Source organism: Sphingomonas sp. C3-2, from assembly GCF_033025475.1.
Taxonomy (GTDB): domain Bacteria; phylum Pseudomonadota; class Alphaproteobacteria; order Sphingomonadales; family Sphingomonadaceae; genus Sphingobium_A.
This window is the reverse complement of record NZ_CP130322.1, coordinates 3,437,507-3,459,349: the sequence shown is the minus strand read 5'-3', so window position 1 is coordinate 3,459,349 and position 21,843 is coordinate 3,437,507. Positions and strand designations below refer to the sequence as shown.

The window sequence follows — 21,843 nt, the reverse complement described above, 5'->3', positions numbered from 1 at the left end:
ACGAAATGGGAGAGACTAGCGTGGCGGCTCAATCCGGAGCAGGACATCGATGGAAATTGGGGCCGATCGGCAACCGCTGCATATCGCGTTAGAGCGCCAGCTTCGCAGATGGCGCAATCTTCCCTCACGCCTCGCGCTTCGCGCAAGCAATCACCCATATGTGCGCGTCTTGCTGCGCAGGCGCCACGACGTGGCACTGGCACGGCATCGGGGTCAATTACCTGCACTGGATGCGTTGTCGGCGGAAATCGTTTCAGCCATCGAGGAACGCGGCCTGTATGTCACGACGCTGGACCAGCTCGGGCTTTCAGCCAGCGATGCGATGCTGGCCAGCAGCACGAAACTGGCCGAAGAATTCGCTGAAGAGGCCCGTCTGCGCGTACGCTTCGGTGAAGATTTCCTGATCGTCCCGTCCCACCGGATCATCGCCAATCCAGAGATATTCCTGTGGGGGCTGCAAGACCGCTTGCTGAACATCGCAGAAGCCTATCTGGGCCTGCCGCCCGCCTATGACGGCGTGACCGTCAATTATACCGTTGCCGATGGCCGTGAGATATCGACGCGAAAATGGCATCGCGACTGGGAAGACAGGCGGATGCTGAAAATCGCCATCTACCTGCATGACGTCGACGAAAATGCCGGGCCGTTCCAGATGATCCCGCGCAAGGACGCGCATTCGGGAGACATTGACGGTTTTAGCTATGAGCTGGCAGACGACCTAGAACTGGCCCGCCATCTCGGCCCCGATTTCACAGCCGACATTGCCAGTTGCGAGGGCCCGCGCGGAACCGTGATCTTCACGGACACCGCGCGCTTCTATCACCGGGGGAAGCCGGCAACGGGCCGTGATCGGGCGGCCATATTCTACAGCTATTTCGCGAACCGCCCCCGCCATCCCTTTCTGTGCGAGCGAACCGGAATGTCGCGCAGGGCCATGTATCGGATGGCAAAGGATCTGCCGCAACGTCAACGAAATGCGGTCCGCTGGCGCAAGCAGATCTCGCCACTGCTGCGGATGATCCCCACCGCGCTTCTGTGATTGTGAGCCCGAACATGCCCAAAAGAAGGAGTGTCAGCCCTTGAACTGTCCCCTTTGCGATGAAGCTGGCGCGGCTGGGAGTGCGAGATTTTCGATCGGCTGGCCCGCCGCGACCTGCACCGGGGCGCAACCTGGCATGGCCGCCTGCAATCGCTGTTGCTGCTCGCGCGGACAGCCTTTGCAAGCCCCAGCGAAAATATGATTCGATCGGCATGTTGCTGTGCCAGAACGCAATTTCGACATCACCCTGATGTACAGCGAAAATTTTCGCACAGCGATATTGTAAAAAATCGTCTGTAAAACCGGGCGAGATGTGGGACAGTTGCCCACCAGCCGTGCACGGCATGATATTGGCTGAACTGACTGGACGCACCGAACGACCAGAAGAGATGGAGGACATTATGGATGCCAAAACCAGCGATCCCCTAGGTTGCCCGATGAAGGAGCCCGCAGCGGTCAGATCGCTGCTCGGCCGCACCAATCGCGATTGGTGGCCGAACCAGATGTCCCTCGACATCCTGCAGCAGAATGGCCTTTCCAGCGACCCGATGGGCGATGCCTTCAACTATACGCAAGCCTTCAAGTCGCTCGATTACGCAGCGGTGAAGCGCGATCTCCATGCGTTGATGACCGATAGCCAGCCATGGTGGCCGGCCGATTATGGCCATTACGGCCCCTTCTTCATCCGCATGGCCTGGCACAGCGCAGGCACCTATCGCACCGGCGATGGACGCGGCGGCGCCGGCGCCGGGCAACAGCGCTTTGCACCACTCAACAGTTGGCCCGACAACGCCAATCTCGACAAGGCCCGCCGCCTGCTGTGGTCGATTAAGCAGAAATACGGGGCCAAGCTGAGCTGGGCCGATCTGCTGATCCTCGCCGGCAATGTCGCGATCGAGTCAATGGGCGGGCCGGTCTTCGGCTTTGGCGGTGGCCGCCCCGATGTGTGGGAACCCGAAAAGGACGTCTATTGGGGCACGGAAGAACTGTGGGTTAACCAGGAAGGCAATCAAACCCGCATCCAGCCCGAAAAGAACATGGCGCTGGAAAGCCCGCTGGCCGCGATCCAGATGGGGCTGATCTATGTCAATCCCGAAGGCCCCGGCGGCAACCCCGATCCGCTGCAATCCGCGCGCGACATTCGCGAGACCTTTGCGCGCATGGGCATGAACGACGAGGAGACCGTAGCGCTCACCGCGGGCGGCCACACCTTTGGCAAGGCGCACGGCGCCGGCGACGCATCCAAGGTGGGTGCGGAGCCCGAAGGTGCGGATATCGCCCAGCAGGGGCTGGGTTGGACCAGCAGCCATGAGAGTGGCGTGGGTGACCATACGATCACCAGTGGCATCGAGGGCGCGTGGACGCCGACCCCCACGACCTGGGACATGACCTTCTTCCACATGCTGCTCGACTATGAATATGAGCTGGTGCGCAGCCCCGCGGGCGCCAAGCAGTGGCAGCCGATCAACCAGAAGCCGGAAGACCTGGCGCCGGGCGCGCACAGCCCCGAACGCCGCCTGCCGACGATGATGACCACCGCCGACATCGCGCTGAAGACCGACCCTGCCTATCGCAAGATCAGCGAGCATTTCCGCGACAATCCAGAAGAATTTGCGGATACCTTTGCACGGGCGTGGTTCAAGCTCTGCCACCGCGACATGGGGCCCAAGTCACGCTATCTCGGCCCGGAAGTGCCGAGCGAGGACCTGATCTGGCAGGATCCGATCCCCAAGGCGGACTATGCTTCCATCGACGACAATGATGTTGCCGCGCTCAAGGGCAAGGTCCTTGGATCGGGGCTGAGCGTTGCCGAACTGGTGACGACGGCCTGGGCGTCGGCCTCGACCTATCGCGGGTCCGACCATCGTGGCGGCGCCAATGGCGGCCGCATCCGCCTTGCACCGCAAAAGGACTGGGCGGTCAACCAGCCCGATCAACTGGCCAAGGTGCTGAAGGTCTATGAGGGCATCAAAGCCGAGTTCGATGGCAGTGCGGGTGGCAAGAAGGTGAGCATCGCCGACCTGATCGTGCTCGGCGGCAATGCCGGTATCGAGAAGGCCGCGAAGGATGCTGGTGTGAACGTGACGATCCCGCTCGTATGGGGCCGCACCGACGCATCGCAGGACCAGACCGATGTCGACGGCTTTGCGGTGCTTGAACCCAAGGTCGATGGTTTCCGCAACTATCTTCAGGTTCGGTACAACGTGCCGACAGAGGAATTGCTGGTCGACCGTGCCCAGTTGCTGCGTCTGAGCGCACCTGAAATGACCGTCCTTGTCGGTGGCCTGCGCGTGCTGGGCGCCAATCATGGCGGCAGCAAGCATGGCGTGCTGACCAATCGTCCCGGCCAGCTCACCAACGACTTTTTCGTTAACCTGCTCGACATGGGCACGGCGTGGAAGGAAGTGAGCGACCGCGGCGATGAGGTCTATGTCGGCACGGACCGTGCAACCGGTGCCGAAAAATGGACTGCAACGCGGACCGACCTCGTCTTCGGATCGAATTCGCAGCTTCGTGCTCTTTCCGAGGTCTATGCCTCGGGCGACGCGGGCGAAAAGTTCGTGAAGGACTTTGTTACCGCTTGGCAGAAAGTGATGAACGCCGATCGGTACGACCTGAGGGCGTAACCCGGATATAGCCGCCCCTGCCGAACCGGTGGGGGCGGTTTCCGTGCGCCAGAAACTTACGCGGTGACCTTGCAGGGAATGCCATGGGGGGGAAGGTCGAAACGGCCAGCCAGTTCGTTTGAACCGCTGAGGGATTCTAATACCCATGCGTCCGGTTTTGCTCCGGGGCCACGGTCGCCGGTACGGCGTCTTTTGATCTTGAGAAAATGGCGCGCCCGAAAGGATTCGAACCTCTGACCCCCAGATTCGTAGTCTGGTGCTCTATCCAGCTGAGCTACGGGCGCGCGGTGTGGAGGGGCCTCTAAGGGGGATGCGCAAAGAGCGCAACCCCGTTGCAGCACTTTTCTGACGCGATTAGGGAAAAGACATGAAAATTTTTCGCGTCGCTCCGCTTTTTCTTGCCGCTGCGGTTTCCGGTTGTGCCGGAAACCAGGGCGATTTCCCCTCGCTGCTGCCGCGCCCGGTGGAACAGCGCAGCGAAGAGGTTGAAACGCCCGAGCCCCCCGCCCCGGCGGCCGCGGATTCGGCCTTCGCCGCGCAACTGGCGGAATTGCTGACACAGGCCCGCGCGGGCGACAGCGCGTTCGAGGCCGCGCTTCCGGCAGCCGAGCGGGCGGTGAATGCCGCGCGGCAGGCGGCACCGGCGAGCGAGCCCTGGGTGGAGGCCCAGCGCCTGATCTCGATCCTCGATTCGGCGCGGACGCCCACCTCCACCGCATTGGCCTCGCTTGACGAGCTCCTCGTCGCGCGCGCCGAGGGCGCATCGCGCGATGCCAAGATCGGTGGCGTAGAAGAGGCCGTGGCCGCCCGCGCCGAGGCCGAGGCGATCAACGCGCGGCAGGCGGAGCGGTTGACCGTGCTGCGGGACGCGCTCAGGCGCCCGTAATCGCGGCGCTGTGTGCCTTGGCCAGGCGGCAATAGTTAGCGACCCCCATAAGATTGGCGGCGACCTGCTCATCGGTCAGCATGCGCATGAGCTTGGCCGGGCGGCCGCCCCACATCTCGTTGCGGCCGATATGCTTGTTGGGCGTGAGCAGCGCGCCGGCCGCAAGCATACCGCCCGATTCGATCACAGTGCCGTCCATCGCCACCGATCCCAGGCCGACAAAGCCGCGATCCTGGACGGTGACGCCATGGAGCATCGCCATATGGCCGACGAGCACGTCATCGCCGATGATCGAGGGAAAGCCCTCGCCGCTGCCATGCCCCGAATCGCAGTGGATGACGGTGCCGTCCTGAATATTGGTCCGCGCGCCGATGCGGATGAAGTTCACGTCACCGCGCAGCACGCAATTATACCAGATGCTGGCTTCGGGCCCGATTTCGACATCACCGATGATGCGGCAGCCCGGCGCGACAAAGGCGGAAGGATCGATCTTCGGCGTCTTGCCGTTGAACGTTATGATGCTCACACCTTCCACTGTTCTCTCCCAATACGGTAAACGATCGTCGGATTGAGATCCGGACCGAAGCGCGGATCGACGAAATCAAGTTCGGGGTGCCTTTCCATGCCGAGGCGTTTCATCAGCCCCCAGCTGGCGGCATTGCCTTCGACCGTAAAGGCGACAACGAAGGGTGCATCGTGCACACCAAAGGCGCGGCCGAGTGCAGCCTCGGCGGCCTCCCGGGCATAGCCCTGCCCCCAGCAATCCTCACGCAGCCGCCATCCGATCTCGAAGCTGCCAGTGAGGTCGGTGCCTTCGGCATCCACGCGCTTCAGACCGCAAAAACCGAGTAGCGCGCCGTCGGCGATCCGCTCGACCACCCAAAAACAATGGCCGTAGCGCGCGTGCGACGTGACCGTACGCTCATAGCTGGCCTGATAGGCCTCGCGGGGCTGAACCCCGCCCAGCCAGCGCATGACCGCTGGCGAATTGAGATGCGCATGAAAGGCATCGACATCGCCCGCATCCCAGGTCCGCAGACGCAGGCGGGGCGTTTCGATGATGATATCAGCCATTGAGCAGCCGCGCGGCGTGGAGCGCATGATAGGTCAGCACGCCCGAACAGCCGGCGCGCTTGAACGCCATCAGCGTTTCCAGGACCATGGCATCGCGGTCCGCAGCGCCCGCGGCCACCGCCGCCTCGATCATCGCATACTCACCCGACACCTGATAGGCGAAGACGGGCACCTGGAAGCGGCTCTTGGCGCTGCGGATGATGTCGAGATAGGGCAAGCCCGGCTTCACCATGACACTGTCCGCGCCCTCGGCCAGATCGGCCTCAATCTCGCGCAACGCTTCTTCCGCATTGGCGGGGTCCATCTGATAGGTGCGCTTGTCCCCCTTCAGCAGCCCGCGCGAGCCGACAGCATCGCGGAACGGGCCGTAAAAGGCGCTGGCATATTTTGCCGAATAGGCCATGATCTGGACGTTCACGAAGCTTTCGCCCTCCAGCGCCGCGCGGATCGCAGCGACGCGGCCGTCCATCATGTCAGACGGGGCGATCACATCGGCACCAGCACGTGCCTGATTGAGCGCCTGTTCGACCAGCAGTTCGGAGGTGATGTCGTTGAGCACATAGCCATCGGCATCGATGATCCCGTCATGGCCGTGCGCGGTATAGGGATCGAGCGCGACATCGGTGAGAATGCCGATATCGGGCACCGCGTCCTTGATCGCGCGTGTGGCGCGGCACATGAGATTGTCGGGATTGAGCGCTTCCTCCCCCCGTTCGCTGCGCTTTTCGCGCGGGGTATTGGGAAAAAGCGCGAGACAGGGGATGCCGGCATCGCGGGCTTCGCGCGCCCGATCGACGATCAGATCGACCGACCAGCGCGACACGCCCGGCAGGCTCGACACCGGTTCCTCGACGCCCTGCCCCTCGGTAATGAAAAGCGGCCAGATGAGATCGGACGGCGTGAGCACCGTTTCGGCGTGAAGCGCGCGGCTCCATGCGGTGGCACGGGGGCGGCGAAGGCGAAGCGCGGGAAAGGAAGCGGTCATAGCCCTGCTTTCGGCCATGAAACCGAGTCGGCGCAAGCGGCAGAAGGTTGCGGACTTGGGATGGCGGTTGCATCCTGATAGCCGGTTCAAACATTTTGGTGATCGATGCAGAAAATCCGGTCCGCGGCACTCGTCGTCAACGCGCAGTCCAGAAAAGGGCGCAAATTGTTTCGTGAGGCGCGCGCGCTGGCGGCCAAGCTCGATTTTCCGGTGCAATGTTTTGAAGTCCGCAAGCCCGCAAAGCTCGACGAAACGGTAAGGCGAGCTCTCTCCGATAAGCCGGACATGCTGATCCTTGGCGGCGGCGACGGCACGATCAGCGGGCTGGTGGACCATATTGTCGGCCGCGACATCGCACTGGGCGTGCTGCCGCTGGGCACGGCGAACAGCTTTGCCCGCACATTGGAAATTCCATTGACCCTCGAAGGCGCGATGGCGGTGATCGGCGCGGGGCATTTGCGGCGGATCGACCTGGGCATGATCGACGGCGACTATTTCGCCAATTGCGCGGCGATGGGGCTTTCGCCGCTGATCGCAGCCACGGTGCCGCACAAGCTGAAACGGACATTGGGGCGGCTCGGCTATCTGATCTGGGCGGCGTGGAAATTCGTCCAGTTCAAACCGTTCACGCTGATCGTCGATGACGGCAACGGTGAAAAACGCCTGAACGTCGTCGAGGTGCGGATTTCGAACGGCCCCTATCATGGCGGTACCGAGCTGGTGGACGATGCAGCGGTCGACAGCGGCGAGATCGTGGTTCAGGCGGTGACCGGCCATCTGAAACGGCGGCTGATCTGGAACTGGGTGGCGAGCGCCTTTCGGCTGGAAGCGCGCAAGGAAACGGTCGAGAATTTCTATGGCCGGAGCCTCAAAATCTCGACCGAGCCGCCGCTTGCCATTTCGATCGACGGCGAAGTGCTGGCCAGGACGCCGGTGACCGCGAAGATTGCCGCCGATGTGATCTGGGTGGCGGCGCCGCCCGCCTCGAGGGACAGCGCTTAACCGGTGGGATTGAGGCGGCCTGCGGGTTCGCTTTCCGCCAGAACGGCTTCGCGGCATTCCTCGGGATCGGGCGCCTCGATCATCTTGGCCTTGCGCCATCCGCCGCGCCGGTAAACCCAGATCGCGCACGCCGTCGACGCCAGCGAACCGAGCGGGAAGCTGAGCCAGAGCGCGTCCGCGCCCAGCACCGGATAGGCGAAATAGACGAAACCGAGGCGGATCGGATACATTGACAGGAAGAGGATGATGAGCGGCGCGATCACCGCGCCATTGGCGCGCATCGTGCCGAACAACACCAGCGAGACGCCGAAGAAGACAAAGCTCCACCCGCCGAGAAGATGAATGTGCGCCGCGACCGGGATCGCCGGGCTTTCGGTGCCGAGGAACAGGCCGAGCGCGGCGCGGTCGACCAATGTGAGCAGGACGACGAGCGCGCCCGTCATCACGATATTGTAGAAGATGCCGGTGCGCGTGATCCGCGCGACGCGGTCCCACCGCCCCGCCCCGATATTCTGCGCGGCCATGGCGCTGACCGCCGCCCCCACGGCCATGGCGGGCATCTGAACATAGGTCCAGAGCTGCTGGGTGACGCCGTAGGCCGCGGTGGCGAGCAGCCCCTCGCGGTTGACGAGCCCGACCATCGCCATCGCGGCGGAAGAAATCACGACCATCTGCAGGCCCATGGGAAAGCCCTTGAGCACGATCGACCGGAGCAGCGCCGGATCGGGGCGCAAATAGCCCAGTTCGCGTCCTTTCAGGCGAAGCGGCAGATCGCGGACATAGACATAGATGATGATACCAATAAGGCTGACATAGCCCGCGATGACGGTGGCCATCGCCGAACCGGCAATCCCCATTGCGGGCGCCGGGCCCAGCCCGAGGATCAGTACGGGATTGAGGATAATGTCGAGCACCACGCTCAGCCCCATGAACCAGAGCGGCGTCATCGAATCGCCCGATCCGCGCAGGCCCATCATCATGAGGACCATGAGGAAGGAGGCGGGCGTCGAGAGGAAGATCAGACGCAGATAATCATGCGCGAGTTCGAATGCCTCGCCCGGCGTTGCGAGCGCCTTCAGGATATTGGGCGAAAACGTCCAGCCCGCGAGGCCGACCAGCACCGAAAGCGGCAGGAACAGCCCCATCGCCGTTCCCATGGCGCGGCGGGCACCGTCCAGATCACCACGCCCGAAGCTCTGCCCGATCAGGACGGTTGCGGCCATGCCGAAACCGAACACCGCCGCGAACATCAGGAACATGATGATGTTCGCATTGGCGGTGGCGGCGATTGCGTCCTCCCCCAGAAAACGACCGATCCAGATCGCGTTGACCGAGCCGTTCAGCGACTGGAGGACGTTCGATCCAAGGGTCGGCAGTGCGAAAAGCAGCAGCGTGCGGCTGATCGGACCATTGAGCAGATCCTGACTGCCGCGCGCTGCCCCAGCCATTAGCCGAGCCGTGCCAGCGCGGCGGACAGGCGTTCGGCCTCGGCCGATTTCTCGGCATGGTCGGCTCGCGCCTTTTCAACCGCCTCCGGCTTCGCCTTTTCGACAAAGGCCGGGTTTTCAAGGCGCTTGCCAAGCGAGTCGCGCTCCTTGGCGGCGGCTTCGATACCCTTGGTGAGACGCGCGCGTTCGGCCGTAAGATCAATCACGCCTTCGAGCGGCAGCACATAAGTTGCCTCGTCGACCACCACCTGTGCCGCCCCACCGGCTGGCGCCGGATCGAGGCTGATCGTTTCGACACGGGCCAGACGGCCAAGCGCGGTGGCCTGACGATCGAGCCGTTCGCCGGTGACCGCCGACGCATCGCGGACGTGGAGCGCAAGCTTGGCGCCCGGCGGGACATTGAGTTCGGACCGCGCGGCGCGGATTTCGGAGACGAGGCGGATGAGCCAGTCGATTTCCTGCGCGGCATTGGCATCGAGCGCATGGGTATCGGCCAGCGGCCAGTGCGCGACGATGATCTCGTTTTCACGCGCGCCCATCGCATGCCACAGTTCTTCGGTGATGAAGGGCATGAAGGGGTGAAGCATGACGAGGATCTGATCGAGCACCCAACCGGCCACTGCCCGGGTCTCGTCATCGATCTGGCCCTTGATCAGCTCAAGATACCAGTCGCAGAAGCGGCTCCAGGTGAAGTGATAGATGGTGTTGGCGGCTTCATCATAGCGCAGATCGGCCAGTGCCAGATCGAGCTTCTGGACGGTCGAGATCGTCTCGGCGATGATCCAGCGGTTGACGGGCGCTGCGGCATCGGGCGCGCGCAGCGTTTTCGACGCGCCGATCCCGTTCGCCTGGCAGAAACGCGACGCGTTCCAGAGCTTGGTCGCGAAGTTGCGATAGCCCTCAACGCGCTTTTCATCGAGCTTGATGTCGCGGCCCTGGCTTTCCATCGCTGTAAGCGTGAAGCGCAGCGCATCGGCACCATATTTGTCGATAAGGCCGAGCGGATCGACGGTATTGCCCTTCGACTTCGACATTTTCGAGCCATCGGCCGCACGGACAAGACCGTGGAGATACAAGGTCTTGAACGGCACTTCTTCCATGAAATGCATGCCCTGCATGATCATGCGGGCATCCCAGAAGAAGAGGATGTCGAAGCCCGAGATCAGCACGTCATTGGGATAATGGCGTTCGAGCTTCTCGGTCTTTTCGGGCCAGCCCAGCGTGCCGAAGGGCCAGAGCGCGGACGAGAACCAGGTGTCGAGCACGTCGCTGTCGCGCGTGATCTTGCGGTTGCCCGCCTGAAGCTGTGCCTCGGCTTCGTCCTCGGCGACATAGACGTTGCCGTCTTCATCATACCAGGCCGGGATCTGATGGCCCCACCAGAGCTGGCGGCTGACGCACCAGGGCTGGATGTTTTCGAGCCAGTTATAATAGGTCTTCTTCCAGCTTTCCGGCACCACCTTGATCGCCCCCGACCGCACGGCTTCAAGCGCGGGCTTGGCGAGCGTTTCGGCATCGACATACCATTGATCGGTGAGCCAGGGCTCGATCACCGCGCCCGAACGATCACCGAACGGTGTCTGGATGACGCGGTCTTCAACCTTTCCGAGAATGCCCTGTTCTTCGAGCCGCGCGACGACGCGCGTGCGCGCCTCGAAGCGTTCGAGGCCGAGGAATTCTTCGGGGATCAGGCCGTCCGACGTCTGGATGACATGCGCATCGGCGTCGAGCATGTTGAGCATCTCGGCGGGCTTGAACCCGGCGCGCTTGCCCACTTCAAAGTCGTTGAAGTCATGCCCTGGCGTGATCTTCACCGCGCCCGAACCCAGTTCGGGATCGGCATGTTCGTCGGCGACGATCGGGATGAGGCGGCCGGTGATCGGCAGGCGGACATTCTTGCCAATGAGCGCCTTGTAGCGATCATCCTCGGGGTTCACCGCCACCGCCATATCGGCGAGCATCGTTTCGGGGCGCGTGGTGGCGACCGAGATCGTGCCGCTGCCGTCTTCGAGCGGATAGCTCAGATGCCAGAACTTGCCGCCGACTTCCTTGGTTTCGACCTCGAGATCCGAAATCGCGGTCTTGAGACCCGGATCCCAGTTCACGAGCCGCTTGTCGCGGTAGAGCAGGCCCTGCTTGTAAAGCTCGACGAACACCTTGAGGACGGCCTTCGAAAAACCTTCGTCCATGGTGAAGCGTTCATTGGCCCAATCGCACGACGCGCCGAGGCGGCGCAGCTGGCGCGTGATCGTGCCGCCGCTTTCCGCCTTCCATTCCCAGACCTTGTCGATAAAGGCATCGCGCGAATAATCGGTACGCTTTTCGCCGCGCGCATTCATCTGCCGTTCGACCACCATCTGGGTGGCGATGCCGGCATGGTCGGTTCCGACGACCCAGAGCGCATCCTTGCCCTGCAGACGGGCATGGCGGACCAGAACGTCCTGCAGCGTATCGTCGAGCGCGTGGCCGATATGCAGGCTGCCCGTTACGTTGGGCGGCGGGATTACGATGGTGAAGGGTTCGGCCTCACCGCGTTCGGGGCGGAACAGGCCCTTGTCTTCCCAATGGCTATACCAGCGCGCTTCAATGGCGGCAGGATCGAAGGTCTTTGCGAGTTCAGTCATGATGCCCCGCCTCTAAAACAGTTGGCGATAAAGTGCGAAGGGGTTTTTTCATGTCGGGCGCAGGCGATGCGCCAAACAAAAGCGGCATGACGTTTCCAAATGTGTCGCGGGCGTTCACCCATGAAAAAGGCCCCTTCCCGGCCGACCGGGAAGAGGCCCTTTCAAAGCAGCGTTCAAGCCCGCGCGCTTATTTGCCCGCCTTGCCCGTCCATTTGCCGAGCCAGTCGAACACCTCGCCATACCATTGGATCGAATTTTTGGGCTTCAGGATCCAGTGGTTCTCGTCCGGGAACATGACGAGACGCGACGGCACATTCCGACGCTGCAGCGCGGTGAACGCCGCCAGACCCTGGGTATAGGGAATGCGGAAATCCTTTTCACCGTGGATGACGAGCATCGGCGTTTTCCAGTTGGTGACGTGGTTTACCGGGTTCCACTTCTCGAACTCGGCGGGGTTCTGGAAATAGGGACCGCCATGTTCCCATTCGTCGAACCAGAGTTCCTCGGTCTCGTACGCCATGGCGCGCGCATCGAAGACGCCGGCATGGTTGATGAGGCACTTGAACCCGTCCGCCCAGTTTCCGGCGATCCAGTTCATCATGTAGCCGCCGTACGAGCCGCCCAGCGCGCAGGCGTTGGAAATATCAACCGACGCATCGTTCGCGCCCGCCGCAGCGAGGCCGAGCTTCAGGTCCTGAAGCGGCTTTCCGCCCCAATCCTTGTTGATACTATCTGTGAACTCTTGCCCATAACCCGTTGATCCGTGGAAATCTACGGTCACGGCGGCATAGCCCGGCGCGGAGAAGAGCCAGGGGTTCCAGCGATAGGACCAGCCATCACCGAACGAGCCCTGCGGGCCGCCATGAACGAGATAGGCGACGGGCAGCTTGCCCTTGGCATCCGCCGGTTTCACGATCTGGCCCCAGACCGTATCGCCGTTCGCGCCCTTGAAGCTGAAGCGCTTGACCGCGACCTTATCGAGCCCGGCCAGCTTGTCGGCATTGACCGCGGTCAGCTGTTCCAGCTTGCCGCCGCGCAGGCGATAAAGATCGTCGGGCGCCTGGATCGAGTTCATCGTGAGCAGGATCGAGCCATCGCCCAGCGGCACGATATTGCCCGCGCTGCCCGCCTTGGTGAGGCGCGTGACCTTGCCGGTGGTGGCGTCGACGCTGAACGCCGGATTGTCGAGCGTGTCGCCCGCGGTGACGATCAGGCTCTTGCCATTGGCCGCCCAGGCGACCGAGCCGACCGCACGGTCCCAGCCTTCGGTCAGCGCGCGCGTTTCGCCGGTGGCGAGGTTGCGCAGATGGAGCACGGTGCGATCGGCTTCATAGCCGGGGCGCTTCATCGCGACATAGGCGAGCCATTGCCCGTCCGGCGAAACGGTGGGCATATTATCGAGCGCGTCGTTCGCGTCGGTGAGGTTGACCGGCTGGGCGCTGCCATCGGCCGGCACCGAGAAGATATCGAGATTGGTCGAAAGCGGTTCGATCCGCCCGGCTTCGCGCAGCGCGAAGAAGAGCGTCTTGCCATCGGGGCTGAAGGCGACTTCCTCGGCCCCGCCAAAGGGCTTGGACGGCGCATCGCCGACGAGCGTGCCGGTGACCGGCATGCCCTGGCCCACCGCCTTGCCGTTTTCGAGCGCGAAGGTGAAGATGCGCGAGCGTTCTTCGGGCACGCGCCAGCTGTCCCAATGGCGCGTAAAGAGCTGATCATAGGTGCGCGCCGAACCGGTATCGGGCTTGGCCGCCACATTGGTGCAGGCGAAATCGGCGCAGTCGATCGCCTTGTCCGCCCAGACCGCGATGCGGTCACCGGCCGGCGAAAGCACGAAACCGGCAATGTCGCTGCTGAGATCGGTCACCTGTTCGGGCGCGCCGCCGGGGAGCGCGACGCGCCACAGCTGATCCGAACCCGAGGCGTTGCTGAGATAATAGACGTGCTGGCCGTCGGCCGAGAATTTGGGATCATGCTCGTTCTTGTCTGCTGCGGACGCGATCGCCACCGGCTTTGCCCCGCGCTTTGCGAGATCGAGCAGATAGAGATCGGTCTTGCCCTTGTTCGCCGCCAGATCGGTTTCACGCAGCTGATAGACCGCCCATTTGCCGTCGGGGGAGACGGTGGGGGCTGCGATGCGGCGGAAGGTGGCAAGGTCCTCAGCCGTCATCGGGCGGGCAAGGACAGCGGTGGGCGCCTGGGCGATGGCGAGCGCACCCAGGCTCGCGAGCAGAAGCTTTTTCATGGGGCGCAGAGCTAGCACGGAGAATGAAGCGCGCAAAGCAACGGTCGGGCAAATGGCACCGTTCGCCGCAGGCAAAAACCTCTCAAAATGTTTGAGAAGTTAAATATAATGCATTCATTTATATTGATAAATTATAACGCAACCCAAGAAAGTTGCGATTGATATTTTCTTTGGAGAACAGCGATCAGCCGCCCTGCCCGGTGATCCGCGCGACCTCGCGCGCGACGATGCGCTCGACCAAGGTCGGCAGATTGGCGTCGAGCCATTCCTTCAGCATCGGGCGAAGCATTTCGCGGACCAGCCCTTCGAGCGTGTTGTCACCCGCATCGGGCCGAATGATGAGCGCCGACAGCGAGGCCAGTTTTTCGCGGCTGGCGATCGCCGCATCGGAGGAGACGAGCTGGGCCAGATCGGCCTGCTCTGCGGCGGCGGCCGATGCGTCTTCGAGATCGCCGACCGGATCGGTCAGCTCAAGCACCTCGTCGGCATCCGCTGCAGGCGCTGACAGATCGACCTTTGGCTTGCGCGATGGAGAACGCGAACGCGACGCCGAAAGAGGCTGATCCCCCTCTTCGGCAATGATCCGCTTGATGGAGGACAGAATCTCCTCCATCGACGGTTCGTTCGCAATCCCACCCATATTCCTGGTCCTGGTTACTTGGGGAAAGCTACCACTGACGGATTTTGGGCGGGCGTGTCAACGGTGCGCGTGGCGACCGGTTCGGGCGTGGGATCGCTGTCCCAGTCGCCGATATGGTTCCGGACGCGCTTGTAATTGGTCATCGGATCGTAAAGTGGGCCGCCTTCAAGCCCGAGATCGCGCGCCTCAGCCTGCCCCATTGCGGCAAGCAGCGAGAAGCCCGCGACATAGGCGTCGCGCTGCGCGGTCACGAGTTGGACCTGCGCGTTGAGCAGTTCCTGTTCCGCATTCAGGATTTCGATGATCGTGCGTGTGCCGACGCTGTTTTCGGCGCGAACGCCTTCCAGCGAGAGCGTGTTCGCCGAAACCGCCAGACGCGAGCTTTCGATCACCTCGTTGGAGGCGCGCCAGCTGGCATAGGCGGCGCGCGTTTGCGAAATGATGCTGCGTTCCACCTCGATCTGGCGTTCGATCGACTGGCTTTCGCGCGCCTGCGCCTGCCGCATCCGGGCAGAGGGCGCGCCGCCCTGATAGAGCGGGATCGTGGCTTCGACGCCCAGAGTTGCGGTCTTGGTCGACTGCGCAATCGCCGCCCCCGGGATCGAGGAGCCGAGCGTGCCGAGATAATTGGTGTAGCTGCCTTCCGAAACACCCGAGACGCTGGGCAGCCGCGAGGCATTGGCCCCGCGCACGTCGAAGCGCGCGGCCTCACGCTCGCGCTGGGCGGCGATCAGATCGGGGTTGTTTTCGAGCGCGGTTTCGACCGCCTGATCCGGCGAAGTCGGGAAATTGGGCAGCGCGGGCGGGTTTTCGAGCGTGCCGGGCGCGTTGCCGACGAGCTGGATATAGCGTTCCTTGCTGCCGATCAGCAGCGCTTCGGCCGCCTGCAGATCGCTGCGGGCGATGGCGAGGCGTGCATCGGACTGGGCGATATCGGTGCGCGTCAGATCGCCGACCTCGAACCGGTCCTTGGTCGCCTGAAGATTGACTTCAAGCACGCCGACATTGGCGCGGTTGAGCGAGACGATCGCGGAATCGCGGATCACGTCCATATAGGCCGCGACCACGTTGGTGAACACGATCGATTCGGTACCGCGCAGCCCCGCCTGCCCCGCCATAACGCGGGTATCGGCGGCGCGGATGGCGTTCTTGACGCCGCCGCCGCGATAGATTGGCACCGCCAACCGCGCACCCGCGAACACGCTGCGCGAGGGAGCATTGAAGCTGTTATCGGGCTTGCGCAGAACCTCGGTATATTCGGCGTTCGCACCGAGGGACGGAAGGGCTTGTGCGCGTGCCAGTGGGACGTTTTCGTCCTCGGCCCGCTGGCCAGCGCGCGCGCCGGTCAATGTCGGGTTGGAGAGATAGGCCTTGGTCAACGCTTCCTTGAGCGTTTCGGCCGAAACCGGTGAACCGCCCAATGCAAGCGCAACCAACGCGGCGCCCGCAAGCGCCCGGCACCTGAACCTGATCCTACCCACGCGCGTCACCCTTCCCCCTCAAAATATTTTTATCAGAATGCGAAAGCCTTGGGCGCTTCAAAGCCCGGCAGCGCAATCGTTTCGGAATCGACGAACGCCGTCAGGGTGACGCCACCCTTGGCCTTGCGCCCCGACGCCAGACGCGTCACGCCGCGTTCGGCGAGACCCGCGGCAATCCGGCCGCCATCCTTCAGCTGATCGCTGATCGCCTGGGGCACATGATCCACCGCGCCGTCGATCAACACCGCATCATAAGGCGCGCCAGCGGCCCAGCCCTGCGCCAGCGGGCCGGTTTCGACCTTGACGCCGGCGACGTCCGAAAGCGCCTTGCGCGCGGCTTCGGCCAGAACGGCATCTTCCTCGACCGCGACGACATTGGCGCCGACATGGCCGAGCAGCGCCGCCGAATAACCGGTAGCGGCACCAACGACGAGCACCTTCTCGCCCTTTTGCACGGCCAGCGCATCGAGCAGGCGCGCGGTGGCGAGCGGCACGTTGAGCGCGCGGCCGGCAGCGAGCGGCACGGGCTTGTCGAGATAGGCGATTTCCGCGCGATCGGCGGGCACGAACTGTTCGCGTGCCACTTCGCCCATCGCGGACACGATCTCCGGATCGGTTACCGCGTTGGTCCGCAGCTGGTTCGAAACCATGGCACGACGCATCGATTCAAAATTCGGTTCGGTCATAACTATTTCCAGATCGCACAACCGTTATAGTCGCGCAATACACTAAATGGGGTGACAGGCGCTTCTATCCCCTGCGGCGCGCGGAGCCAAGCGCAAGCGGCCAACAAATATGCACAAAACATTTGCGGAAAGGACAAAGACCTGCCGATGTGCGGGCTTGGCCTGCCCCCCATGCCCGGTATAAACAGCGCCGCACCACCCAAACCGCAGATGGAACCACCCGTTCAAGTGCTCAGGAAATTCGACCTCTGGCTCGGCAAGACGCTGTTCATTCCGCCGATCGTCAAGCTGTGCCACCTTACCCGCCAGTCGCAATATGCCGTGTCGCGCCTGTTCTGGTTCATGGCGATGCTGAGCGGCCTGTACCGCGCGGACAATGCGGTCGATTACCTGATCTTTGGCCTTGGCAGCTTTTTCATGATGCTGACCGCGTCGCTGCGCGCGGACCGGCCGACGGCAAGCTGGTTCTGGTTCCGGATGGTCGTGGTGCTGGGGCTGATCCTGCGCCTTTTCTCCGCGATCGAGGACGGCACGCTGGCTGGCGTCGAATATTGGATCTTCATCCTGTTCGCCGAATATGCCGCAACCATCCGGACATTGCCGCCGCGCGCATCCGCCGAGCGCAAGCAAAAGCTGGCCGAAGCGGGCGAAGGGTGAAAAATCTGTGCGGGCGGGATGCAACTCCCGCTTGACACGGCGCGAAAACCCAAGCATTTGCGCGGTCCTCGGCCCGATGGCGGAGTGGTTACGCAGAGGACTGCAAATCCTTGCACGCCGGTTCGATTCCGGCTCGGGCCTCCACTTCCTGAAAATTCACTGATAGCTGGCTGCCCACAGCGCGCTTATGCGCGCGCTGCGCCGTGCGTCCCGGCATTTGCGCAGTCCTTGGCGAACGCCGAACCGCAGATTCCGCTGCGCTTGCCCCCTTCTCGAATTGGTCGAGTTGCGACGACCGCTGCGGGGAAGCCCGTTGCACCCCATAGCGGTCGCCAAAGTGGTGTGCTTAGAGCCCCAGATCTTCCATCGGGCTGTAGGTCATGCTCCAGTCGCCGCCCTTGAGGGCAAAGCGCAGCATGGCGCCTTCCTGGAACCAGGTTGCTTCCTTCTTGCTATCGCCGCCGAACAGCCCGAGGCCATCGACGAGGTTCGAGGCGAGCGCACCGCCAGGGATTGCCTGGTCCATCAGGTTGCCGAGGCCCTTGTTCACCTGGCCATCGAGATAGCCGCGTGCGCCGCCGCCCTTGCCGGACTGGCTCGCATCGGCCGGGTTGCCATATTTGCCCATCAACGCGACGTAGAGCTTGCTGGCGCACTTGTTGTCGTCGCCCGTCACGATCACCTCGGTGACGGCGTCCTTGACCAGCATGATGTTGACCTCACCCTTGCAGCCCGCAATCGGCTCATATTTCTTGATGTCGATCTGCTTCTTCGATTTCTTGGCCTTCGGGTAGAGCTTCATCACGTCACGCCCGCTCATGCCCGCCTCAACCCCCTGCCACAGCGGTGTTGCCGCAGCCGGCGTGGCGACCGCCAGCATCGTTGCCGCCAGAACCATTTTCTTCATTATTATCACTACCCCAGATTGCCGATTTTGGTTTGAACTTTCAGATATAAGCGCGTGTTAATAGAATAAATTTTTTGTAAAACTATATCCTTGGCGTCAAATTTTATCGTTAAAATCAGATAGTTTTTTCGGTGATGCGCATAACCGGGCGACGCCTGCGCATTTTTTGACCCACCAAATAGGCCGAGAGCAATCTAAAATCGGAGAATGTGGTTCTGGTTGCGCCATCGCGCATATGCCTTTGGCCCGGTGCCAAAATGGTTAACAGGGAGGGTCCAGACCAACGCCCCACAGGCGCGAAAAATCATGCCTGCTTACGATATTTACACTTATTAACCTGCTTATGTAATTAACGGCGAATTCGATTCGGGTCGCTCTCAATCGTTCCGGTGCCTGCGCGAGCGGTGCCGCCGGGGTCATCTTCTGTGGGGGAGAGAAATTTTGCGCGCCCATCTGTTCTGCGTCTCGATCATTTCGATGTCGGCCGCGCTTCTTTCGGCTCCTGCCTCAGCCCAATCGACCCGCCCCAGCCTTGAGGACAGCTTTCGCCTCGGCAGCGGTGCGGGGATCCTCTGTCGCGTCCAGAACAACAGCGCCGATGCCGCGATCGAAGGAATGTTCGACCGCGCCTGGACGATCGTGTGCCGCGACGCCGCCCGCCCCGTCGGCCAGCTATACCAGTTGCGCGCGGGCGAGGACGCGTTGCCACGGATCGCCAAGGGGCGCACCGAGAAAATCAGCTGCGCGGCGCCCGTGGCGCAGACCATCGAGGGTCTTGGCAACGTATCGGTGAGCAACTGCAGCGTTGCAGGCGGCGATGTCGGTTACCGCATCTATGAGGTGGCCAAGGGCGATACACGCTGGCTGGCGCAGGGGCTGGCCGGATATGACAGCGCACTGACATTGGGGCTGCGCACCGTGATCGCCGACCGGATCGTGCCCGGCGATATCGCGGTGGCGACCACGGGCGTCAGCGACCCACAGGCCTTTGCGCGCGTGCAGGCGGGTACACTCGACCCGCGTCAGGCGCTGGGCGAAGGTTATCGCCGCAACAATTCGGGCGACTATGCCGAGGCAGCGGCGTTTTTCGACATATTGGAGCAGCGGTTGACCGCCGAGGCGGGCATGGCGGGAAGCGGCGCGGCGCGCGACGAACTGCGCCATGAATATGCGGTCAACCGCGCGCTGCAGAAATCGAATCTGGGCGAGTTCGCCGAAGCCAACAGGCTGTTCGCCGAAGCCGCGCGCATCCCGACGCTCGACCGCGTCCAGATGCGCCTGCGCCGCAATTTCGAGGCGCTGAACCTGATCAACCAACGCCGTTTCGACGATGCGCTGGCGGTGCTTGAACGTTCGGTCTCGACGCTTGGCAATATCGAGCCCGACACAGCGGGCGGCGTTGAACTGAGCCCGCAACTGGCCGCCGAGATCAACAGCGCCGCCGCCGGGCAACGGCTGGGCGTGCGGCAGAGCACCAGCCTGACCCCGGCCGAACGCGGCGCGATCCTCGATGCGCAGGCAATGCAGTTGCGCGGTACGATCCTGCGCATGCAGGGCAAGCCCGCCGAGGCGCGAGCACTGCTGGTGCGCGCGATGGCCGATGTCGACGCGATCCGCGGCGGACGGGTTTCATCGATCACCCGGCTGCGCGCGCAGATCATGGCCGAACGCGGGCTGGCCCATGAACAGGAAGGCGATCTGGGCGCCGCCGAGGGGCAGCTTTCGGCCGCGCTGCAGCTGATCGCCGCGCAATATCCCGAAACCAGCGCGGTGAACGGCGCGCGCGCGCGGCTCGGTGCCTTTTTCGCGCGGCGCGGCAAGGCCGAACAGGCGATCGCGCTGTACCGCGAGGTTGTGCAGTCGAGCGCGGGCAACCCCGCCGCGACGACCGGGCTTTCGAACCAGCTTTCACCCTATTTTACGTTGCTCGCTGCGCAGATCCCCAGCCGCCCCGAACTGGTGGAGGACATGTTCCTGGCCACACAGGCACTGGTGCGGCCCGGCGTTGCCGACACGCAGGCGGTTCTGGCGCGCGAACTGAGCGATGGCGGCGGCGAAGCATCACGCCTGTTCCGCCAATCGGTGACGTTAACGCGCGATATCGAACGCACGCGCATCGCGCTGGCGCAGGCGCAGGATGCAACCGAGGCAGAAACGAGCGGCCGCGCCGTTAGCCTGAAAGAAGAGCTGGACGCGCTGATCCAGCAACAGGCGCAAACCCAGGCACAGCTTTCGGGATATTCGCAGTACCGCGCGCTTTCGACCGATGTACTGACGCTTGCCGATCTGCGCGCAGCGCTGAAGCCCGGTGAGGCTTATTACAAGCTCGCGGTGAGTGGCGACGCGATCTATGCGGTCTGGGCGGATGCGGAAGGCGCGACCGGATATCGCCTGCCGCTTTCGGTGCGCGACCTGGAAGGCCGGGTGCGCGGGCTGCGCGAGACGATTTCGGTCGAGGAGAACGGCCAGCAGGTGACCTATCCCTTCGACGTGAAGGGTGCGCGCCAACTTTACCGCGACCTGTTCGCCCCGGTCGACGCACGGCTGAAGGCGGCGCAGCACCTTGTGTTCGAACCTGACGGCGCAATGCTGCAATTGCCCGCCAATCTGCTGATTGCCGATGACAACGGAATCGATGCCTATCTGAAGCGCGCGGACGCGCCCGACGGCGACCCGTTCGACATGCGTGGGATCACCTGGCTGGGGCGGAGCCATGCCGTGAGCACTGCGGTATCGGCGCGCAGTTTCCGTGAGGCGCGCCAGATGCCTGCGTCGCGCGCGGGCCGCCAATATATGGGTTTTGGCCAGAACGCGCCGATTTCGGCGACCGAACAGTTCGTATCGGCATCGCGCGGATCGCTGGGCGGGGCCGCGGGCGAAGGTTGCGACTGGCCGCTGACCGAATGGAACAAACCGATTGCCGACCGCGAATTGCGCCAGACGGCCGCGATCCTTGGCAATACCCAGTCGCTGATCGTAACCGGCGGAGCGTTCACCGACAGCGATATTCGCGCACGGCAGGACCTGTCCGATTACCGTATCCTGCATTTCGCGACGCACGGGCTGGTGACGGCGCCGCGGCCCGAGTGCGCCGCCCGCCCCGCGCTGCTCACCTCGTTCGGGGACGGCAATTCGGACGGGCTGCTGTCGTTCAGCGAAATCTATGACCTCAAGATCGACGCCGATCTCGTCATCCTTTCGGCGTGCGACACGGCGGGCAAGGCCAGCCTTGCCGCGACGCGCGAAGCCGGGGTGACGACGGGCGGCGGCAGCGCGCTTGACGGGCTGGTGCGCGCGTTCATCGGCGCGGGCGGACGATCGGTGGTGGCGAGCCACTGGCCCGCACCCGATGATTTCAACGCCACCGAAAAGCTGATCTCGGGCCTTTTCCAGACAGGGGCCGGTGACAGCGTGGGCGCGGCGATGCAACATGCGGCGAGCGCGCTGATGGACAAGGCGGAAACATCGCACCCCTATTACTGGTCGGGGTTCGCGATTGTGGGTGACGGTGCCCGCCCGCTGATCACGGCGCGCTGAGGCGGCCG

At 63.2% G+C, this 21,843-nt stretch carries 16 protein-coding genes and 2 tRNA genes; 7 read left to right on the top strand and 11 right to left on the bottom strand.

Annotated features, from left to right (window positions below; genetic code table 11):
- The first annotated feature begins 49 nt into the window (after nucleotides 1-49).
- Entirely contained in the window at nucleotides 50-1,039 is a 990-nt protein-coding gene (locus tag QYC26_RS16500) for a hypothetical protein (RefSeq protein WP_317513311.1), read from the top strand.
- A gap of 401 nt (nucleotides 1,040-1,440) precedes the next feature.
- Complete coding sequence (katG, locus tag QYC26_RS16495) at nucleotides 1,441-3,666, top strand: catalase/peroxidase HPI (RefSeq protein ID WP_317513310.1); 2,226 nt, start codon at nucleotides 1,441-1,443, stop codon at nucleotides 3,664-3,666.
- A 207-nt stretch (nucleotides 3,667-3,873) separates the two neighbouring features.
- On the opposite strand, the gene QYC26_RS16490 is transcribed toward katG, so the two are convergent.
- A tRNA-Arg gene (locus QYC26_RS16490) sits at nucleotides 3,874-3,950 on the bottom strand.
- A gap of 83 nt (nucleotides 3,951-4,033) precedes the next feature.
- On the opposite strand from QYC26_RS16490, the gene QYC26_RS16485 reads away from it, so the two are divergent.
- Complete coding sequence (locus QYC26_RS16485; RefSeq protein WP_317513309.1) at nucleotides 4,034-4,552, top strand: hypothetical protein; 519 nt, start codon at nucleotides 4,034-4,036, stop codon at nucleotides 4,550-4,552.
- Here QYC26_RS16485 and QYC26_RS16480 read toward each other — a convergent pair.
- Genes QYC26_RS16480 through hemB form a run of 3 tightly spaced genes read right to left on the bottom strand, consistent with a single transcriptional unit; the run spans nucleotide 4,539 to nucleotide 6,611 of the window.
- Nucleotides 4,539-5,087, bottom strand: a complete 549-nt coding sequence (locus tag QYC26_RS16480; protein WP_317513307.1) for a gamma carbonic anhydrase family protein — start codon at nucleotides 5,085-5,087, stop codon at nucleotides 4,539-4,541. The genes QYC26_RS16485 and QYC26_RS16480 overlap by 14 nt on opposite strands.
- Nucleotides 5,075-5,626, bottom strand: coding sequence for a GNAT family N-acetyltransferase (locus QYC26_RS16475; RefSeq protein WP_317513306.1), 552 nt, complete (start codon nucleotides 5,624-5,626; stop codon nucleotides 5,075-5,077). Before QYC26_RS16475 ends, QYC26_RS16480 begins: the two co-directional genes overlap by 13 nt.
- Nucleotides 5,619-6,611 (bottom strand): porphobilinogen synthase, encoded by a 993-nt coding sequence (gene hemB / locus QYC26_RS16470; RefSeq protein ID WP_317513304.1) that lies wholly within the window; start codon nucleotides 6,609-6,611, stop codon nucleotides 5,619-5,621. Before hemB ends, QYC26_RS16475 begins: the two co-directional genes overlap by 8 nt.
- Nucleotides 6,612-6,716: 105 nt before the next feature.
- On the opposite strand from hemB, the gene QYC26_RS16465 reads away from it, so the two are divergent.
- On the top strand, nucleotides 6,717-7,613 hold the full coding sequence (locus QYC26_RS16465; RefSeq protein WP_317513303.1) for a diacylglycerol/lipid kinase family protein: 897 nt from the start codon (nucleotides 6,717-6,719) through the stop codon (nucleotides 7,611-7,613).
- Here the strand turns inward: QYC26_RS16465 and QYC26_RS16460 are convergent.
- From QYC26_RS16460 to QYC26_RS16435, 6 genes are all read right to left on the bottom strand, one after another.
- Nucleotides 7,610-9,061, bottom strand: coding sequence for an MATE family efflux transporter (locus QYC26_RS16460; protein WP_317513302.1), 1,452 nt, complete (start codon nucleotides 9,059-9,061; stop codon nucleotides 7,610-7,612). The two genes, QYC26_RS16465 and QYC26_RS16460, sit on opposite strands and share 4 nt — an antisense overlap.
- Complete coding sequence (locus tag QYC26_RS16455; protein WP_317513301.1) at nucleotides 9,061-11,685, bottom strand: valine--tRNA ligase; 2,625 nt, start codon at nucleotides 11,683-11,685, stop codon at nucleotides 9,061-9,063. The genes QYC26_RS16460 and QYC26_RS16455 overlap by 1 nt, the downstream gene beginning before the upstream one ends.
- A gap of 187 nt (nucleotides 11,686-11,872) precedes the next feature.
- Entirely contained in the window at nucleotides 11,873-13,927 is a 2,055-nt protein-coding gene (locus QYC26_RS16450; RefSeq protein WP_317513300.1) for a S9 family peptidase, read from the bottom strand.
- Nucleotides 13,928-14,111: 184 nt separating this feature from the next.
- Nucleotides 14,112-14,567, bottom strand: coding sequence for a DUF2497 domain-containing protein (locus QYC26_RS16445; protein ID WP_317513299.1), 456 nt, complete (start codon nucleotides 14,565-14,567; stop codon nucleotides 14,112-14,114).
- Between the two features lie 14 nt (nucleotides 14,568-14,581).
- The gene (locus QYC26_RS16440; RefSeq protein ID WP_317513298.1) at nucleotides 14,582-16,048 is read right to left on the bottom strand and encodes a TolC family outer membrane protein; all 1,467 of its coding nucleotides are present in this window, start codon (nucleotides 16,046-16,048) and stop codon (nucleotides 14,582-14,584) included.
- Between the two features lie 32 nt (nucleotides 16,049-16,080).
- Complete coding sequence (locus QYC26_RS16435; protein ID WP_317513297.1) at nucleotides 16,081-16,734, bottom strand: protein-L-isoaspartate O-methyltransferase; 654 nt, start codon at nucleotides 16,732-16,734, stop codon at nucleotides 16,081-16,083.
- Nucleotides 16,735-16,962: 228 nt separating this feature from the next.
- Here QYC26_RS16435 and QYC26_RS16430 point away from each other — a divergent pair, with 228 nt between their 5' ends.
- The gene (locus QYC26_RS16430) at nucleotides 16,963-17,391 is read left to right on the top strand and encodes a hypothetical protein (RefSeq protein WP_317513296.1); all 429 of its coding nucleotides are present in this window, start codon (nucleotides 16,963-16,965) and stop codon (nucleotides 17,389-17,391) included.
- 70 nt (nucleotides 17,392-17,461) lie between these two features.
- A tRNA-Cys gene (locus QYC26_RS16425) sits at nucleotides 17,462-17,535 on the top strand.
- Between the two features lie 202 nt (nucleotides 17,536-17,737).
- On the opposite strand, the gene QYC26_RS16420 is transcribed toward QYC26_RS16425, so the two are convergent.
- On the bottom strand, nucleotides 17,738-18,298 hold the full coding sequence (locus tag QYC26_RS16420; RefSeq protein WP_317513295.1) for a hypothetical protein: 561 nt from the start codon (nucleotides 18,296-18,298) through the stop codon (nucleotides 17,738-17,740).
- 441 nt (nucleotides 18,299-18,739) lie between these two features.
- Between QYC26_RS16420 and QYC26_RS16415 the strand changes: the two genes are divergently transcribed.
- Nucleotides 18,740-21,835 carry a CHAT domain-containing protein gene (locus tag QYC26_RS16415; protein ID WP_317513294.1) on the top strand — a complete coding sequence of 1,032 codons (3,096 nt, stop codon included), beginning with the start codon at nucleotides 18,740-18,742 and terminating at the stop codon, nucleotides 21,833-21,835.
- Nucleotides 21,836-21,843: the final 8 nt, after the last annotated feature.

Bases quoted from the DNA above. Each gene is read 5' to 3' on its own strand.
- QYC26_RS16500 (WP_317513311.1), top strand. From the start codon at position 50: ATGGAAATTGGGGCCGATCGGCAACCGCTGCATATCGCGTTAGAGCGC.
- katG (WP_317513310.1), top strand. From the start codon at position 1,441: ATGGATGCCAAAACCAGCGATCCCCTAGGTTGCCCGATGAAGGAGCCC.
- QYC26_RS16485 (WP_317513309.1), top strand. From the start codon at position 4,034: ATGAAAATTTTTCGCGTCGCTCCGCTTTTTCTTGCCGCTGCGGTTTCC.
- QYC26_RS16475 (WP_317513306.1), bottom strand. From the start codon at position 5,626: ATGGCTGATATCATCATCGAAACGCCCCGCCTGCGTCTGCGGACCTGG.
- hemB (WP_317513304.1), bottom strand. From the start codon at position 6,611: ATGACCGCTTCCTTTCCCGCGCTTCGCCTTCGCCGCCCCCGTGCCACC.
- QYC26_RS16465 (WP_317513303.1), top strand. From the start codon at position 6,717: ATGCAGAAAATCCGGTCCGCGGCACTCGTCGTCAACGCGCAGTCCAGA.
- QYC26_RS16460 (WP_317513302.1), bottom strand. From the start codon at position 9,061: ATGGCTGGGGCAGCGCGCGGCAGTCAGGATCTGCTCAATGGTCCGATC.
- QYC26_RS16455 (WP_317513301.1), bottom strand. From the start codon at position 11,685: ATGACTGAACTCGCAAAGACCTTCGATCCTGCCGCCATTGAAGCGCGC.
- QYC26_RS16450 (WP_317513300.1), bottom strand. From the start codon at position 13,927: ATGAAAAAGCTTCTGCTCGCGAGCCTGGGTGCGCTCGCCATCGCCCAG.
- QYC26_RS16445 (WP_317513299.1), bottom strand. From the start codon at position 14,567: ATGGGTGGGATTGCGAACGAACCGTCGATGGAGGAGATTCTGTCCTCC.
- QYC26_RS16435 (WP_317513297.1), bottom strand. From the start codon at position 16,734: ATGACCGAACCGAATTTTGAATCGATGCGTCGTGCCATGGTTTCGAAC.
- QYC26_RS16420 (WP_317513295.1), bottom strand. From the start codon at position 18,298: ATGAAGAAAATGGTTCTGGCGGCAACGATGCTGGCGGTCGCCACGCCG.